This window comes from Endozoicomonas numazuensis (assembly GCF_000722635.1).
Classification (GTDB): Bacteria; Pseudomonadota; Gammaproteobacteria; order Pseudomonadales; family Endozoicomonadaceae; genus Endozoicomonas_A; species Endozoicomonas_A numazuensis.
On record NZ_JOKH01000004.1, the window covers coordinates 41,065 to 58,014 of the forward strand.

Annotated in this window: 15 protein-coding genes; 3 read left to right on the forward strand and 12 right to left on the reverse strand. The window is 48.1% G+C overall.

Annotated elements, in window-relative coordinates; translation table 11 throughout:
* Positions 1-681 (forward strand): transposase (locus GZ78_RS16925; RefSeq protein WP_034838688.1); only part of this gene is annotated, 681 nt, incomplete at its 5' end.
* 324 nt (positions 682-1,005) lie between these two features.
* Positions 1,006-2,391, forward strand: coding sequence for an esterase-like activity of phytase family protein (locus tag GZ78_RS16935; protein WP_034838694.1), 1,386 nt, complete (start codon positions 1,006-1,008; stop codon positions 2,389-2,391).
* 71 nt (positions 2,392-2,462) lie between these two features.
* Here the strand turns inward: GZ78_RS16935 and queC are convergent, their stop codons facing one another.
* The 12 genes from queC to ruvB all read right to left on the reverse strand — a co-directional run bounded on the left by queC (position 2,463) and on the right by ruvB (position 15,723).
* Positions 2,463-3,140 carry a 7-cyano-7-deazaguanine synthase QueC gene (gene queC, locus GZ78_RS16940; RefSeq protein WP_034839489.1) on the reverse strand — a complete coding sequence of 226 codons (678 nt, stop codon included), beginning with the start codon at positions 3,138-3,140 and terminating at the stop codon, positions 2,463-2,465.
* 367 nt (positions 3,141-3,507) lie between these two features.
* Positions 3,508-4,158 carry a 7-carboxy-7-deazaguanine synthase QueE gene (gene queE, locus GZ78_RS16945; RefSeq protein WP_034838696.1) on the reverse strand — a complete coding sequence of 217 codons (651 nt, stop codon included), beginning with the start codon at positions 4,156-4,158 and terminating at the stop codon, positions 3,508-3,510.
* A gap of 227 nt (positions 4,159-4,385) precedes the next feature.
* Positions 4,386-5,213 (reverse strand): tol-pal system protein YbgF, encoded by an 828-nt coding sequence (gene ybgF / locus GZ78_RS16950; protein WP_051786289.1) that lies wholly within the window; start codon positions 5,211-5,213, stop codon positions 4,386-4,388.
* 448 nt (positions 5,214-5,661) lie between these two features.
* Positions 5,662-6,222 carry an OmpA family protein gene (locus GZ78_RS30365; protein WP_152558797.1) on the reverse strand — a complete coding sequence of 187 codons (561 nt, stop codon included), beginning with the start codon at positions 6,220-6,222 and terminating at the stop codon, positions 5,662-5,664.
* 228 nt (positions 6,223-6,450) lie between these two features.
* The gene (gene tolB, locus GZ78_RS16960; RefSeq protein WP_081869912.1) at positions 6,451-7,869 is read right to left on the reverse strand and encodes a Tol-Pal system beta propeller repeat protein TolB; all 1,419 of its coding nucleotides are present in this window, start codon (positions 7,867-7,869) and stop codon (positions 6,451-6,453) included.
* Positions 7,866-8,702 carry a cell envelope integrity protein TolA gene (locus GZ78_RS16965; RefSeq protein ID WP_034838699.1) on the reverse strand — a complete coding sequence of 279 codons (837 nt, stop codon included), beginning with the start codon at positions 8,700-8,702 and terminating at the stop codon, positions 7,866-7,868. Before GZ78_RS16965 ends, tolB begins: the two co-directional genes overlap by 4 nt.
* Before the next feature lie 79 nt (positions 8,703-8,781).
* Complete coding sequence (gene tolR, locus GZ78_RS16970) at positions 8,782-9,228, reverse strand: protein TolR (RefSeq protein WP_034838701.1); 447 nt, start codon at positions 9,226-9,228, stop codon at positions 8,782-8,784.
* A 17-nt stretch (positions 9,229-9,245) separates the two neighbouring features.
* Entirely contained in the window at positions 9,246-9,920 is a 675-nt protein-coding gene (tolQ, locus tag GZ78_RS16975) for a protein TolQ (protein ID WP_034838704.1), read from the reverse strand.
* Between the two features lie 142 nt (positions 9,921-10,062).
* Positions 10,063-10,476 carry a tol-pal system-associated acyl-CoA thioesterase gene (gene ybgC, locus GZ78_RS16980; protein WP_081869937.1) on the reverse strand — a complete coding sequence of 138 codons (414 nt, stop codon included), beginning with the start codon at positions 10,474-10,476 and terminating at the stop codon, positions 10,063-10,065.
* Between the two features lie 72 nt (positions 10,477-10,548).
* The gene (locus GZ78_RS16985; RefSeq protein ID WP_034838709.1) at positions 10,549-11,016 is read right to left on the reverse strand and encodes an SEL1-like repeat protein; all 468 of its coding nucleotides are present in this window, start codon (positions 11,014-11,016) and stop codon (positions 10,549-10,551) included.
* A gap of 112 nt (positions 11,017-11,128) precedes the next feature.
* The gene (locus GZ78_RS27640) at positions 11,129-14,533 is read right to left on the reverse strand and encodes an ATP-binding protein (protein ID WP_236631605.1); all 3,405 of its coding nucleotides are present in this window, start codon (positions 14,531-14,533) and stop codon (positions 11,129-11,131) included.
* A gap of 179 nt (positions 14,534-14,712) precedes the next feature.
* Positions 14,713-15,723 carry a Holliday junction branch migration DNA helicase RuvB gene (gene ruvB / locus GZ78_RS16995; protein WP_034838711.1) on the reverse strand — a complete coding sequence of 337 codons (1,011 nt, stop codon included), beginning with the start codon at positions 15,721-15,723 and terminating at the stop codon, positions 14,713-14,715.
* Positions 15,724-16,032: 309 nt separating this feature from the next.
* On the opposite strand from ruvB, the gene rarD reads away from it, so the two are divergent.
* Entirely contained in the window at positions 16,033-16,920 is an 888-nt protein-coding gene (gene rarD / locus GZ78_RS17000; RefSeq protein WP_034838713.1) for an EamA family transporter RarD, read from the forward strand.
* Positions 16,921-16,950: the final 30 nt, after the last annotated feature.

The following is a 16,950-nucleotide window of genomic DNA, read 5'->3' on the forward strand; positions in this document are numbered from 1 at the left end:
CAGCACGCCAACGATGTGCAGGAAGTTGAACCTGCGCTTCAGGCGCTGACAGAAGCCATTGATGATGCAGTTGTAGGTATGTGGAGCATGGATAATGGTTACTTTTCAGGGCCAAACCTGCATGCTGTGGATGAGCACGGAATAGACAGTTATATCGCTACCGACAGAGAAGAAAAGCCGGCTACGGATGACCTTGAAGACAGCGATCGAAAATTTGTCAAAGCAGATTTTACATACGAGATAGAATCAGATGTGTTTATCTGTCCGGCGGGCGAACAGATGGTTACCGACCCTGCCAGTAAAGCCAAGAGAAAGAGTTACAGAGCAAATAAGGATGTATGCAAGAAGTGCCCTTATCGCTTCAGATGTAGCGGTTCGAAGAAAAGTGCGGGGCGTGTCATTCGTACAGACAAATTTGAAGTTGCACGTCAGGCCATGACTAAAAAAATGGAGACAACCGAGGCGAAAAGCATCTATGAGCGTCGCAAGGTGATAGCAGAGCCGCCGTTTGGTCAGATAAAGAACTCTGGATTCAGGGGCTTCAACCTGCGAGGGAAGGAGAAAGTTGAGGCCGAGTTCTCATTGGTATGCACAGCTCATAATTTCAAAAAATTTGTGAAGGCGGTCTCAACGGGATCAGTCCGCCTTGAAGATTTGGAAAAGGTTAAAAAAGCGGCATAAAGGCCAGGAAAAGGTGTAAATCTGCCAAAATGGGAAAAATCCCGCATAAAGGCGGTTATTTTTTGCCCATGTTTGAATTATAAAAGCTCATTGCCGCTCTCGTTGACCTATTCTCGGACAGCCTCCTAGCCCCCCTGTACCCACTAACCGAAGATGGCGACTTCAGCTAAAGCCGGAGACTCAACCATGCTATCGATAAAAACAGAAATATCAGTAAGTTTTATAAACACCCTCAGAACTGACCAGATAACCCCCCCTGAAACCTGCTCAAAATCGACTACGATTAAGCCATTCCATCTAATCCTGTTATAAGAAGGTAGTCTCATGTCACTCAAAGGACTAAGGCCTCTCTCCCTCTTTATTGCTTCTGCCTTACTGTCGCTTCAAGGGGTCAGTGCTGGCCAGGGGGGAGCCCAGTTTCTTGGCAGTAAAAAACTGGGTTACAGTGAGGAACAGCCTATTCTCGGAATTTCATCCATCCGATATGATCAGGCTCATCATCAATTCATCCTGCTCTCAGATGACACAGGTGCTGTTCAAAATTACTATTCAAAAAACGCCCCGTCTCGCTTCTATTCTATTTCGGCAGATCACCTGATCAACCAAAACGGTATAGTCAAACATACATCTGCACTCCTGGAAGCAACTGGAGACTCGATAGTCGAGACACCTATTGAACCAAACCATACAGTGCAAGGGATCGAAAATGGCCAGATTGATACAGAAGGTTTCGATTTTCTGGAAGACAATGCCTTTCTCGTAGCCTCAGAACAAAATGCTGTTTATCCAGTTGCCCTGACCGCCCCCTGGCTTCAGCTTCCCGGCTGGTCAGTAAGGAGTAAGCTTTTAAAAGTTGGCAGAGATGGCTCTCTTCTTGGTGTGTATTATTTCCCTCAGGAATTCTCTAATACCGGCTGGCGTTTTGACCTGAAGATTCCTCACTGGGTGCCAATAGCCTATGACGCAGAGTTCAACTGGCAAAGTACGGACCCTGACAGAAAAGGAGTCAAGCGTAACCGAGGCTTTGAAACTGTCACCAAAATTCCGGGAACCCTCAATTACCTGTCCATCACCGAACAAGGCATTCTGCAGGATGAGAAAGACTGGAACTATTTATTCGGTCCGGCACCCAGCCGAGTATTGCTTTTCTCCATGGCTGAGTCTGTCAATAGGGTGTCAGACGACATAAAGCCTGACGCTCAATACTATTATCAACCTACTTCAGTACCGGAAAAACTTTACGACCCATTGACCGAGGTTATTGTCCAAAGTATCAGTGACGCCCAGGCAATCAATGACCACCAACTCCTAGTGATCGAGAAAAACTTCATCAAGAAAGCCAATCGAAACACCGTCAACTATTCTTACTCCGAGGTTTATCTTGTTGACCTCAGAGACCCATTACCTGCAGTACCTTTCAACGGATACTTTGGCAACAACAGTTCAGCAGTAAAAGTAAGCACCATAAAACATCAAACAACCGCATTCCCCGTTTTAAGAAAACAGCTTCTGGTAAGCACCCGGGATTTTGAAGGCACCTTCCCGGATTTCAAACGACTCAACATAGAAGGCGTGACATTAGGGCCTGATGGTGCAGATGGAAGCAAACGACTGGTTCTGGTCAGTGACAATGGCGCCAGTAACCCCAAACCCAAGAGTACTGATATTCTCTTCTTCAGAATCCCGGATAAGTTATTGGAAATGAAATAAGGCATTCTGGCTGCTGCTATAAGTTCAGAGAGAGCAGCAGCCAGAATCAACTCTTTACAAACTTCGGTTTCTCAAGACTCTATATAAGGGGTTGGATCTGCTACACCGGCTTCTTCAAAACCTTTGCTGCGGTAACGACAACTATCACACACACCACAGGCACGCCCCTGACCATCCGCCTGATAGCAGGAAACGGTAATGCCGTAATCTACTCCCAAACGGCTGCCTTCCTTTATGATCTCTGCTTTGGTCAATTCAAGCAGGGGAGCGCGAATATGGAAGTGATCGCCTTCAATGCCGGCCTTGGTGGCCAGATTCGCCATTTTCTCAAACGCTTCCAGGTAAGCAGGACGACAATCCGGATACCCTGAGTAGTCCACATCGTTAGCACCAATAAAAATATCTCTGGCCCCAAGTATTTCAGCCCAACCAAGTGCCAGGGAAAGAAATACGGTATTTCGAGCCGGAACATAGGTCACAGGAATACCCTCACCCAGCTCCTCAGGCACATCAATCTCATCATCCGTCAAAGCGGACCCACCCAGATCACGTAAATCCAGCTTCAGGGTTTTATGATCTTTAGCGCCCAGCTCTTTTGAGACTCGAGCAGAAGCTTTCAGCTCCACTCTATGGCGCTGACCGTAATCAAAGCTGACGGTATAGCACTCATATCCCTGACCTCTGGCGATAGCCAGTACAGTGGAAGAATCCAGACCACCGGATAATAAAATGACTGCTTTTTTTGTCATGCTCATTGTTCCTAATTTTCTTCGCGTATAGCTGTTTAGGCCAAGCTATTAATTCCCGGTCAAGTTCCCGGTACAACCAAGCGTTAAACCCAGACCGTTCGCGCTGAGCTTGTCGAAGTGCATTACCAGCATCCTTCGACAATTTCAGGATCCGTGGAGTTTTGCAGGAGCTTTAACGATTAATACCAATCAAACTTTCAAACCCCGTTATGAGCAAGCCATTTGAGTCCAATAGGCAATACCCACAGGGCATAAAGGCGGGGTGAGGAGTCATAGCCGTAGCTATGGCGACGATCCCCAACGCAGAATATTGGACTCAAATGGCTGCACAATAGGGGATTTTGAAAGTGCGATTGGTATAACTCCATTAGACCCCGGTTTTATCACCCCAGATCACGCGATGTAATTGCACCTGGAAGCGAACGGGGAGCTTGTCAGAAATAATCCAGTCAGCCAGCTGGTCAGGTCCCAACTGATCATTAACCGGTGAAAAAAGGACATCAGACACTCGGTTGGCCAGGTTGTACTGCAACATTTTACTCACTGACCAGTCATAATCTTCCCGGTTAGCCACCACAAACTTGACCTGATCATTGGCCGTAAGGTGCTGAATATTCTCGTACAGGTTTCTATGACTCTCGCCCGATGCAGGTGGCTTGAGATCCATAACTTTGACGACACGATCATCCACCAGGGAAACATCCATCGCACCACTGGTTTCCAGAGAAACTTCATACCCTTTATCCGACAACTGCTCAAGCAGAGGCAGACAGTTCGGTTGTCCCAGAGGCTCACCACCTGTCACACAGACATATTTTGCGCCGTAGCCTTCTACTTCTTTAACAATTTCATCCAGAGACATACGAGTCCCCCCATGAAATGAATACTCTGTATCACACCAGGTGCAACGGAGAGGACACCCCGTCAGACGGACAAATACAGTAGGCAGGCCCGTAGTCCGGGACTCCCCTTGTAAGGAATGAAATATTTCAGTAATTCTGAGGGTATCAGCAGTCATTGAGCTCTCACCAGACGTTCAGGCTGGCAATACTAGGAGTCCACCCGACTTAAGTCAATTTCGGCTTAAACAGCCATGAGCGGGAAATGAGGCTCACCCCGAAACATGAAAATGGCTACATGGCCTGATAGAGCTACATTTTCATAGTAAACAGTACTGACAGGGAGAATAATTGCCGAGGTGAGGAGAAGATCGACATACCCACCCAAGCAGGTGGGCATATTCCATCAGGAACCGGACATATTCCTGAGGTAGGTATCAGACAATCTGGCCGCAGCACTGCCCGGGTATTGACTGATCACTGATTCAAGGCGCTTTCTGGCAGCCTCTTTTTCGCCCTGAAGATCAAGAATCCTGCCTAACTTATAGGTCGCGTCTGGTACTTTAGGGCTTTTCGGATAATCATCAATCAGAGCCTGAAAATCACCTTGCGCTTCTTTATATTTACCCTGAGCCATCTGAACCTCACCTAACCAGTATTGAGCGTTATCTGAAAACTGCCCTTTGGGATAGTCTTTCAACAAGGCGCTCAACGCAACGACAGCGTCATCAAAACGCTTATCTTTGATCAGGGAGAAAGCAGCTTGATAAGCAGCCTCTTCACGACTATCGGATTGACTTACCGGAGGCTTACTACCAATAGCGGGTAAAGTAACGGGCAAACTGGAGGAACTTCGGACAGACGCAGGTGCTGAGCCAGAAGACTCACCCAAGCGAGAAATACGTTGATCAAGATCCAGGTAACGATCTCTGTTTTCTTGTTGCAACTGTTTGATCTGGTAGGCCTGCTCTTCTACCTGCCCTCTGAGGGTCATGATCTCCTGACGAAGCTCATCCACCAGGTTCAACATGTGGGCTGTACTTCCACCCGCTGAGACCACCGGAGTCGACTCAGCCTCTGGCTGAAGTTGCACACTCTCAACAGAATCATTCATGCCTGAAGGCTGGGAGTCCACCACAGGTACCTGTGCCTGAACTTGAGTGGCCATCAGGCCGGCAATAACAAGTGCCGGTAGCGAACAAAAAGCAGAACAAACAGATCGTTTCAGTTGCATTCAGTCTCATTCCCTGTCGGGCAGCCATGAACCTGAATTGCTGCCCACTCAATAGTATTCATACCAATGAATAGGCCATGGCTGCATTATGAAATCAATACTTTTCTTTCGCTATTGGCACTAGGAGCCTGTCCGAGAATAGACAGGTCGGCCTAAAATCCAGAAAGAACGGCCCCTTTTTCCGATGAATTTGATTGAATAGGCCCACTATTCGCACAAATACCTCGAAAAAACGGCCTCGTTCTACTGAATTTTATTCTCGACCACTATTCTCGGTCAGGCTCCTAGGAGGCTGTCCGAGAATAGACTGCCCGGCCTAAAATCCAGAAAGAACGGCCACCTTTTCCACTGAATTTGCTTAAATAGATCAACTATTTGCACAAATTCAGTGAAAAAGCCGACTCGTTCTACTGAATTTTATGCTCGGACGCTATTCTCGGACAGCCCCTTAGTTGATCACAATGTGAGCGCGACGGTTTTTCGCCCAGGCTTCAGCATTGTGAGCTGGATCCAGAGGCTTTTCAAAACCAAAGCTGATCACTTCGATGCGACTTGGAGAAACACCCTTGGCAACCAGGTAGTTTTTCACAGCATTGGCACGACGCTCACCCAGAGCCAGGTTGTAGGTACGGGTTCCACGCTCATCGGTATGACCCTGAATAATGATATTCTTGCCACGGCCTTCACGAGAATTCAAAAAAGCAGCTTGTACGTCCAGGGACTTATAGTCGTTCTCGCTCAGCTTAGAGCTATCAAAACCGAACTGGTAAGTAGTCTGGCTCAGCATTTGTTCAATTTGCTCAGGAGTAGCCTGAACATCACCGCTGTCGAGAACAGCCTGAACAGCTGGATCCAGTACAGGTGTAGTTTCAATCACAATTTCTTCAGTGATAATTTCAGGGGCAGTATCTACAGAAGAAGTGCTTTCGCCACCGGTAGAGGCACAACCCGCCAGCCAGAGTGCAGTAGCAGACAGTGCGGCGGCTTTGACAAAATTGGCAAAACGCATGACAAGCTCCAATCGTTTGTTCAGTGTTGGTAAGTCAAAAATCAATGATTTGATTGATGCAGTACAGTATCAGAACTGCAGACTCCGGACTAGCCCGAATACCAAGGGAGTCAGCCGAACTTGTGACTATTTCGACCTAAAATCCAGAAAGTGTGTTCATCTCTTCAAAACTTTAAGCATTAAGCCATAAATCCGTCTGCTTCCCAGGTGAACCTGTCCATTCCGATTTTAGCGCTGTGTACCTAATGACGGTCCCCAAACCGGCTCTCTGACATCACCCTCGGCCGATGGCAGGCGATATTTTACTCGACCATCAGCTGTGACAATGCCCAACTCTCCATTTCTGTTCCCCGTTACCGCATAAATCAGACGACGCCCCCCCGGAGAAACACTGGGTGAATCTTCAAGTCGGGCAGAGGTCAGCAAACGCAGTCGCCCGGTATCAAGATCCAGAATCGCGATGTTAAATTCTGCAGCACCCTGCCCTTTATGAACCAGTGCCAGCGATTTCCCATCAGGGAACACTTTAGCACGGGCATTAAACTTACCGGTAAATGTCAGTCGTTTGGGCTTTCCCTCGGCAACCACTGTGCCATTCGACAATCTGTTAACACCCACCTTATAGATCTGGGCACTGCCTCCCCGGTTAGAGGTAAAAATCAGACTTTTGCCATCAGGCATCCAGTCCGGCTCCGTATCAATGGAGAAGTGCGAAGTAATCTGGCTGAGCTTATTGGTAGCCAGATCCATCACATAAATATCCGGGTTATTCCCTTTAGATAGCACCAGTGCAACCTGTTTACCATCCGGAGAGAAAACAGGTGAACTGTTTAACCCTTTATAACCGGTCAGTTTCTGACGTTTGCCGGTAGCCAGTTCCTGTACAAAAATGGCAGGGCGTCCAGATTCAAAAGACACATACGCCACACGACTACCGTCGGGTGACCAGCTGGGAGACAGTATAGGCTCTCTTGAGCGAAGTATCTCGCGCTGACGCTGACCATCTGCATCCGCATAATTTAGACGGTAATCTGTGCGTTCGACACTTTTACGATTGGCAGTGACGTACATAATACGGGTAGAGAAGTCGCCGGGAATGCCAGTAATCTTTTCATAAACTGCGTCACTGATGTGATGTGCCAATCCACGCAGCTGACTTTCGACGCCTCGCGCCTTGCCCTTCAGAATGCTTTTCTGACGAACAATATCAAACAACTGATAGTCCACTTCAAAGGTATTGCCTTCCTGTTTCACCTGCCCGGTTACAAGGTAGGAAGCTCCCAGTATATTCCAGTCGCGATAGACCACATCTTTTGCACCGGAAGGAAAGCTGAGCATATCTTTGCGCGGTAATGGCGCAAAAAGCCCACTCAGTCGCAGGTCATTTTCTACGACAGTTGCCATATCTTCAGGCAGTATTTTCTTGCCATTCCAACTGAAGGGAGACACTCCCACCTTGACGGCCTTGTCATTACCCTGTGTCACCTCAATCGTAAGAATGGCCTGAGCATTCTGCATTGCCATCAACAAGGCGGCAAACATCAGCCAGAGATTAATACGACGAAAGACGCCTTCCCTGAACAGCCCCTGCCCAGCTATTGAGCTATTCGTCAAACCGATAGAAAACCATTGCACTAGTTGCTTCATCTCACCAGATCCTCTGGCCTGAACCTAAAGTTAACGCGCTTGAACTTGTTATCGAACACTCGCCGCTCCAGTTTTTTCAATTCAGGAAAAGGCGCAGCCCTCTGTATCGCCTGTATGACAGAACGATCATAAGCATCATTACCACTGCCTTCCAGCAGTCGCACTTCCAGCAGATCGCCATAGGGAGACAGGCTCAGCTGGACAAGAGCAATCATACCATTTCGAGCACTGGGTGGCCGGTTCCAGTTTTCAGCTATTAAGCTCCCTAGTAACTGCTGATAATAAGCCACTTCACCAGCATCTTTTTCCGCCTGTTCGGCAGCAGCGGCTTGAGCCTGTTCACGGACAACCCGCTCTTGCTCCAACTGTTTGAGCAACTCTTCCTGCTGCTGTTTTTTTCTTTTGTCTTCGGCAGCCTGGCGCTGCTTGCGCTCACGCTCTTTTCGAGCAACCTCTTCTTTCCTGGCTTTCTCTTTAGCGGCCTGTTCTTTTTTCAGGGCGAGCTCTTTTTGCTTTTTAATGTCTGCTTGCCGACGAGCCTCATCTCTGCGTTTCTGTTCAGCTCGTTCACGGGCTTTTCGTGCGGAGTCTTCAGTATCCCTGGTCGCGTCCACCACCGGTTTTGGTGCGGGCGGTTTGGGTTGAGCAACTTCTACGACACTGGCTTTTATGCTTCTGGGCGGCACAATCCTTAGCTCATCTTCAGATGACCAGTTCCAGGACAGAAGACCCAGTATCAGGATATGCAGCAGTATAGAAACCACGACTGCAAACCCATAACCCTGAAACAGCTTATGACTGAAAAAAGCACCGATCAATGGAATCTTCTTCATTACAGCCCTGCGTTCCACACAACCATGGTGATGGCTTGTCCTGATTGATCGTCAACCTTCAGGTAAAACCCTTCGATCATCAGCGCTTTGCCCCTTCATCAAGCGACGCTGGATCTGTAATCAATCCAACATCGTTAACTCCCGCCTCCTGCAGCCTGGCCATCAGTTCAATAACCGAGCCATAATTGACCGCGCGATCCCCCTTGATCAATACCTGAGTCTGAGGGCTGGCTGAAAGGACCTTGCCTACCTTTTCACTGATATCATCCATTCCCTTGGCACTTTCCTGGTCACCTCCCAGGTCTATAAAGTACTTTCCGTCTGACTGGATCGAAATAATCAATGTCTTGGCATCATCAGGCAGTGGCATTGGCTTGCTGGTTGTTTTTGGCAACTCTACCTTTACCCCTTGAGTCAACATCGGGGCACTGACCATAAAGGCCACCAGCATCACCATCATGATGTCGATAAACGGCACCATGTTAATTTCTGACATCGGCTTACGCCGGGTTCTGGATCGAGCCATAATGTTTACTCGCTCCCTCAGCTTGCACGATGACGGCTGTGAACCTTTCGGTGAAGAATACTGGAGAACTCATCAGCAAAGGTCTCATAGTTCGCAAGCAGCGCCTCCACCCTTGAAGCATAACGGTTATAAGCAACAACCGCAGGAATAGCAGCGACCAGACCAACAGCTGTTGTCATCAGGGCTTCAGCAATACCTGGAGCAACAGAAGCCAGCGTGGCCTGCTGTACATTTGCTAAGCCACGGAACGAGTTCATGATGCCGACTACGGTACCAAAAAGGCCTACATAAGGGCTGGTTGAACCCACACTGGCCAGAAAAGGCAAATGTGTCTCTAGCTTTTCCTGCTCACGGGATATCGCCACCCTCATGGCTCTTTGGGTTGCCTCCATGACAGCATCGGCATCTTCAGTACCCTGAGAACGCATCCGGGAGAACTCTGTGAAGCCAGAACGAAACACTTGCTCCAGTCCTCCTGGATCTTCTTCTTTATCCAGTTCTTTGTAGAGCTGAGTCAGATCCATTCCAGACCAGAAGCGATCTTCAAAAGCCTGCATGTTCTGATGCGCTGAACGAATCAATAAACCACGCTGAACAATCATGACCCAGGAAACAACCGATGCCATCACCAGCATTATCAGCACCAGCAAGACGATCCAGCTGGCATTGCCAACCAGGGACCAAATGGACATGCTTTCTGCCACCGAGAACCTCGCTTTTCAATCGATAAATACGTGTTAGAGAAAACATGGCCAACAATGACTTGGGTGTCTGACCAAAATCAGTGACTATGTTTTCACAATAAATAGATAGTTATGGATAATACCACCAATCTCAGGACGAATTGGTGTCAGGACTTAATTTATTCCGTAAGGATTCTGTAATCGCAGTGGGTTTTCGGGTCTCACTGTCCAGGCAGGCAACAACAAACCGACCTTCACACAACAAAACATCTTCACGCCATACCTTTTGCAGGAAAGTCATTCTGGCTTTCCCCATACTTTCAACCTGCGCAGTCACCGTAAGAGAATCATCCAGCTGGGCAATTTGTTTGAACTGAACAGAAGCATCAACCACCACCAGTTGCTTCTTTTCCTTCAACAACTTCTGGTGATCATAACCGGTACTGCGCAGATACTCGGTTCTGGCTCGCTCCATGAACTTCAGGTAATTGACGTGATACACAATGCCACCGGCATCGGTATCTTCATAATAAACTCGAACGGGAATGGCAAAGGAATCAGTCACAGGGCAGGTCACAAAACATTGAATCAGACCAGAGACTGCCAGAGACGCCCGTGCTATGGCAAGTCAATAACACTACGAACTTCCAAAAGGATAGTGGTAGTGAGGCGCAGGATAAGCACCTCTGCTCTTGTAGGCATCGATTTTTTCTTTATCCAGCCTCTGCTTGTTCAACTGTTCTTCCTGCTCGATTCTGCGTTGCAGCAAGTCAGCAGCGGGAGCCGGTTTATCAAGACGTCTCAAGGCTTGTACTGCTTCAGGAATCCCCCACCGGGCTGCCATAGAGTAATTCTCAACCGCTTGAGCTAATGAAGCGGGCGTACCGACACCCTGCTCATAACACACACCGGCATGATACAGATCAATAGGGAGCTGACTGGAGCCATGAAGCACTTGCGAACAACCGGCAGAAGACAGGGAGAAAGGTGCTGAGTAAAGCCCTGGACGCACAGGGGTTGCTTCTGTGGTGACATGCTGGCAACCACTTAAGGCGACAAGTGCCAGAGCACAGAAACTGTAAATTCGCAGAGTTCTCATACGCATCGTAGTTACGCATCCATTATTGTCTAGGCCAGAAGCCTGTCGGGTAGTTTATACCGATTCATTGATTACCCTGATCTGAACAATCAGGTAAAAACATTTGACCCTGAAGGGCTCAGTCAGTTCCGTTACTCATCATTGCCAACTTCTCTCGAACGAATTCGATACCTGCAACATCCAGGTTTTTACACAACCTGATCAGCTGTGCAGGACAATCGCCATAACCCTCATCCTGACCCCATTGCTCAGCTCGCAGTTGCAATGCCTCAATATCACCCACGTCCATACTCTGCTCAATGACATCAATCATTTCCTGAAGCTTTCCGGCGGATACTTCGTCAGTATCGGTTTCAGCCTGTACTCTGTGATACGAATGGGACAACCAATAAGAAACCTTGCCAAACAGCTCATCAAACCTTACTGGTTTGGCAATGAAGTCACAGAATCCCGCTTCAAGTATGGTTTCACGGGTGGTTTCAGACACACTGGCCGATACCGCGATGACGTTGAGATGCCCCTGACCGGGCAGTCGATGAATCCTGCGTGTGGCTGTAATGCCATCCATAACAGGCATTTTAAGATCCATTAAAACCAGATCAAAATGCTCACTATCACAACCCCTGACTGCATCAATAGCATCATGCCCGTCTCCGGCACTGACGACTTCCAGACCTTCTGATCCCAGTGCTTCCGACAACATATTTCGATTGTCTGCATTATCATCCACTACCAGTACTTTTTTGCCTTCCGGTATCTGCTGTGCAGGCATTTGATAATCGACGGCATTCGGCAAACTCTTGCCATACCCCCCTCCTTCAACCACTGTTTCAAAAGGGATCGCAAAGCTGAAGCAGCTGCCCAGACCCTGCCCACTCTCCAACACCAGCTCTCCACCCATCGCCTTGACGAGCCGATAACTGATCGCCAACCCCAAACCTGTACCTCCTTGTTTTTGGCCGGATTTCAACTGAGTAAAGGGCCTGAACAATCGCTCTTTCTCATCCTCTCTGATTCCTATACCACTGTCTTCCACTGAGAATCTCAACCGTGTAGCTTCACCTTCCTCTGTATTCACAGAGACCGATACAAAACCAGAATCTGTAAACTTAACGGCATTGCCTACCAGGTTAATCAATACTTGTCGCAGCTTAACGTTATCCCCTACCACTTCCATTGGAATTCGTTCATCAATTTGCAGTTGCAGATTCAGTTTTTTTCTTCTGGCGACTTCTTTTACATTGGCTATCACTGTGCCCAGGGTGGCTCTTAAATCAAACGGGTGAGGGTCGAGTTCTACCCCACTGCTTTCAATTTTGGTGATATCCAGAATATCATTAATCAAGGTCATCAAATGGAAACCACAATCTTCCAGAGAGCTGAGGTTATCAAGATACCTTGGCGGAATATGCTTGTCTGAGAGTAACAGCTGAGCATATCCCAACACACCATTCAGCGGGGTGCGAAGTTCATGACTGATATTGGATAAAAACATCGACTTGGCCCGACTGGCATGCTCTGCTTTTACTTTGGCAGACACCAGTTCTGTTTCTATTTTTTTCCGCTCCGTTACGTTTCTCAACACGATCGAGATCTGAATACCGTCCGCTGAATCAAGCACGTTGCTGGAAATTTCCATAGGGAAGCAGTGCCCAAGACGATCCATCCCTGAAGACTCATAGTTTTCCAGACAAAAACTACTATACAGCTCCTGATGATATTGTCTGAGCAAAGGGTGACTGGTCCAGGATCTGTCATCAATCAACAAGGCCAATGGCATATTGATCAACTCAGCTTCACTGTATCCAAAGAGTTCCGAGACCTTACGATTGATCAGACTGATAATGCCATCTTCATTAGTGATCACCGTTGCATCAGGGGCTGAGGCAATCAGTAGCTTGAATTTTTCGGTATCACGGGCTCGATCGGTAATATCGTTCCCCATGCCTTCGATAATGCGCCCCTGCTCCGAAAACTCTGCACTGGTGGTACAAAACAACTCTATATGACGAATACTGCCGTCACGGTGACGCATTTCCACCTCAAAGACTTCTTGCCATTCACCGCCTACCAACCTTTTAAGGATTTTATTGAAAGGCTGATTCAGAGCAGACTGAGTCAGATAATCCTGCAAATTTCCCGCAAACTCCTGATCCCTGAAGCCCAATACAGCCGTGACAGATGGACTGACATGAAGAATCCTCCCCTTCTCGTCAAGATTAAAATAGAAATAACGCCCTCTGAGTTGCTGCACCAGATGGCCTATATTACTGGCTCGAGCCTGATGCAGAGAAAGCTCGCGATCCCTCAACCTTTCCAATAGCTGACTGAAACTTCGATTCAGACTGGCCGCCTCATCACGGGTATCATCATCCACGGGAGAACCATAAGAATCGGCGACTTCGTTCATTTGCCTTTTTAATTGATTGAGAGGCCGGGTAATTCTTCCTGAAACAGTCCACAGACAGAAAATAGTCAATATCAGCATCAAAAGAACCAGACCCACACTGATGACCCCGTGCTCGATCACCGGCCCCAGTAGCTCTGTTTCCAATATGCCAATACTCATATACCAGCCGGTTGACGGAATGGGCGTTGCCGTGATCCACTTCTTATCACCCCGAAGCTTCACCCTGAAATTAACCGACTGCCCTCGCATAGTCACCCGTTCCAGAGCCTCTCGATAAAGAAGACAGGGTTCAAAACTGCTGCTGGGGCGAATGGGACTGAAGAGAAACTGAGCAATCTGTTGCCCCGAGCTGGAGTGGGTCACATTGAGCTTGCTATTGCCTTCACAGGGGCCATGATGGACAAAATATTCCAGCAGCCGGAATCTGGGCATGGAGATACCATTGGCATAAACCACTGTACCTTCCTGATTGAGAATAATCAGCCGGGTATTAGGGTTATACCATTGCATCGGATCCCTTAACCGGGAGGCATTAATATCAACTCTAAGCAAGTTTCGCTGACCAGAACCTACATCAACAGGTATCAGGTAAGTGGAAGAGAAAACTTTCAGATTGGAGGGGTTAGCAGATGTATACCACTCACTTTCCTTGCGACCTCCATACAACAATTCCCTGACCATTAACTGTGAGACCACTGGAACTTGCTGGGGATCATCAGTACGCTCAAAGCCTATCTGGGAGTGACGCCAATACTCTGAGAACTGCTCACTTTCTTCTGAAATAATGCCAACACCTGTCACAACCTTATTAGTAACAAACAGTGCATTGATTGAGTCTTCAAACAGATGAACCTTTTCATCCTGATGATATTTCAACTCAACCGACAGTGCCTTGCTGCCTGTCATGATTTCACGAAGGCTGCCATCAATAACCGAGGCATAATGCAAACTCTGCTCCAGATGCCTGCGACTGATTTCAGAGGTAGCCGAATGAAACGAGAAGTAGATATAAGTGGCTGAAATCAGGCTATAGAAGATCACTGCCGGTAGCAGTGTAAATAAAGTGATCTTCTGCCTGATAGAAGTAGACATAACAGCTTGTAGAGAAGACAAGTCGCTTCAGACATGCTGCACCGGCCGACACAACCGTCAGAGGTAACAAAACATACAGAGGCTCCCTGCGACCAGAGTGACCTGTTTTTTAATTGGAATGCCATCAAAAATAGACACTCATTCAGACACTGGCCAATCTATTTCTGCCGACCAGCATCTAAACAGGCTAAGGAAGGTATTTATTCCTCAAGCTGGGGATCAAGTCCAAAGTGGAGGTAGGCGTGACGCGTAACCATCCGACCTCTTGGCGTTCTCATGATATAGCCCTGCTGAATCAGGTATGGCTCCAGCACATCTTCGATGGTATCCCTTTCTTCACTGATCGCAGCAGCCAGGCTGTCTACGCCAACGGGCCCACCATCAAACTTCTCGATCATGGCCAATAGCAAGCGCCTGTCCATATGGTCAAAGCCACTGGCATCCACATCCAGCATATCCAGTGCGGCGTCAGCTGTTTCCTTATGGATGACCCCGTCTCCCTTAACCTCAGCGTAATCCCTGACCCGTCTCAGTAAGCGGTTGGCAATCCGGGGAGTCCCCCTGGATCGACAGGCAATTTCTCCTGCCCCCTCCTTGTCAATACCCACTCCCAGAATACCGGCAGAGCGTTCAACAATGTGAGTCAGGTCTGCAATATTGTAAAACTCCAGTCGCTGAACAATACCGAAACGATCTCTGAGGGGAGAGGTCAACAGACCCGCTCTGGTTGTAGCACCAACCAGAGTAAAAGGCGGCAAGTCAAGCTTGATTGAGCGCGCAGCCGGCCCTTCACCAATCATGATATCCAGCTGATAATCTTCCATCGCCGGATAAAGAACCTCCTCCACCACAGGACTGAGCCGGTGAATTTCATCAATAAACAAAATGTCATTGGGTTCAAGGTTGGTCAGCAGAGCCGCCAGATCGCCAGCCTTCTCAAGTACCGGACCCGAAGTGGTGCGGATGTTACTGCCCATTTCATTGGCAAGAATGTGAGAGAGTGTCGTTTTACCCAACCCCGGAGGTCCGAATATCAGCGTATGATCCAGAGCATCACTGCGAAGCCTGGCTGCCTGGATAAAAATATCCATCTGCTCTTTAACTTTTGGCTGCCCTACATAGTCAGCCAATTTGACTGGGCGAATAGCTCGGTCCAGCACCTCTTCAGACGGGCGTTCCGAGGAAGATATCAATCGATCTGCTTCTATCATGTCAAGCTCGCTTTCTAGTCTCCTGAGCGTACCATCTCCGGGCTCTGAAACAAATAATGGTCACAGAGAAACAGCCTTGAGAAAGGAAATCTTTTCGCCTCTCCCAATGAAATAATTTCCATAGCAAAAAAACTTTGTACCAACGGGAACAAAAAGCTATCTTCAAAATCCAAGCTGACGTGAGCAAAACACTCTTAAGTGTGCTTTTAGTGGTGCCCACGGATGCTTCACCACTCTGCTGTCATGGCAATCTGCCTTGCCAGCCCACAACTCTACTTTTTTCAATTCTGATTAAAGGAAGTACTCAGAATGAATACACATCTGATTTCAGGAAAAGGCCTGTCCAACTCGGTTATGGCCTCTTTAATGTTCGGGCTCGTTCCTGTCTATGTACAGTTAACTGAGCTGTCCGGGAATACCCTGTTCTGGAACCGGATCATTTTCAGTGCTATTTGCCTGGCTCTTATCTGCTATCGCGTGGATAAACTGCAGGGTTTCAAAGCCATATTTCTTTGCCGAAAAACCATGCTGTCACTGTCTCTGGGCGGATTATTGGTTGGCTTTCAGTGGTGGCTCTTTGTCTGGGCGCCTGTGAATGATAAAACCCAGGATCTTTCTCTTGGCTACTTTCTATTGCCACTGACTCTGGCTCTGACAGGTAAACTAATTTTTCGCGAGCGACTGAACAAGGCTCAGTACTTTGCCATAGGCTCTGCTTTGGTGGGCGTGCTTGCCATGCTCTGGCAACAGGGCTCATTACCCTGGGTCAGCCTGGCTGTTTCGGGGCTTTACCCCGTGTACTTTATTATCCGTAAGCCTTTAAAGGTGGGCACCTTGCCGGCTCTACTGTTTGAGCATTTACTGTTTGTGCCAGCCAGTATTTTCATATTAATGAGCGATCAGAACTTTATTCAGAATCTGGGACAACCTTCTAACCTGTGGTATCTGCTGCCGGGTCTGGGTCTGCTCTGCAGTCTGTCAATGGTCTGTTACATCAGCGCATCCCGATATTTACCCGTCAGCCTGTTCGGTCTGTTAAGTTATCTGGAACCCGCCCTGATCTTTGTAGTGGCTATCACCATACTGGGAGAAAGCTTCACGACCCAGCAATGGTTCAGTTACAGCTTTATCTGGCTGGCTACCGCAGTAATCTGTGCAGACTCAGCCAGAAAGCTGGCTCAGCCAACAACTAACTGAGAGCACTTCCTTGAGGCACAACACTGTGCC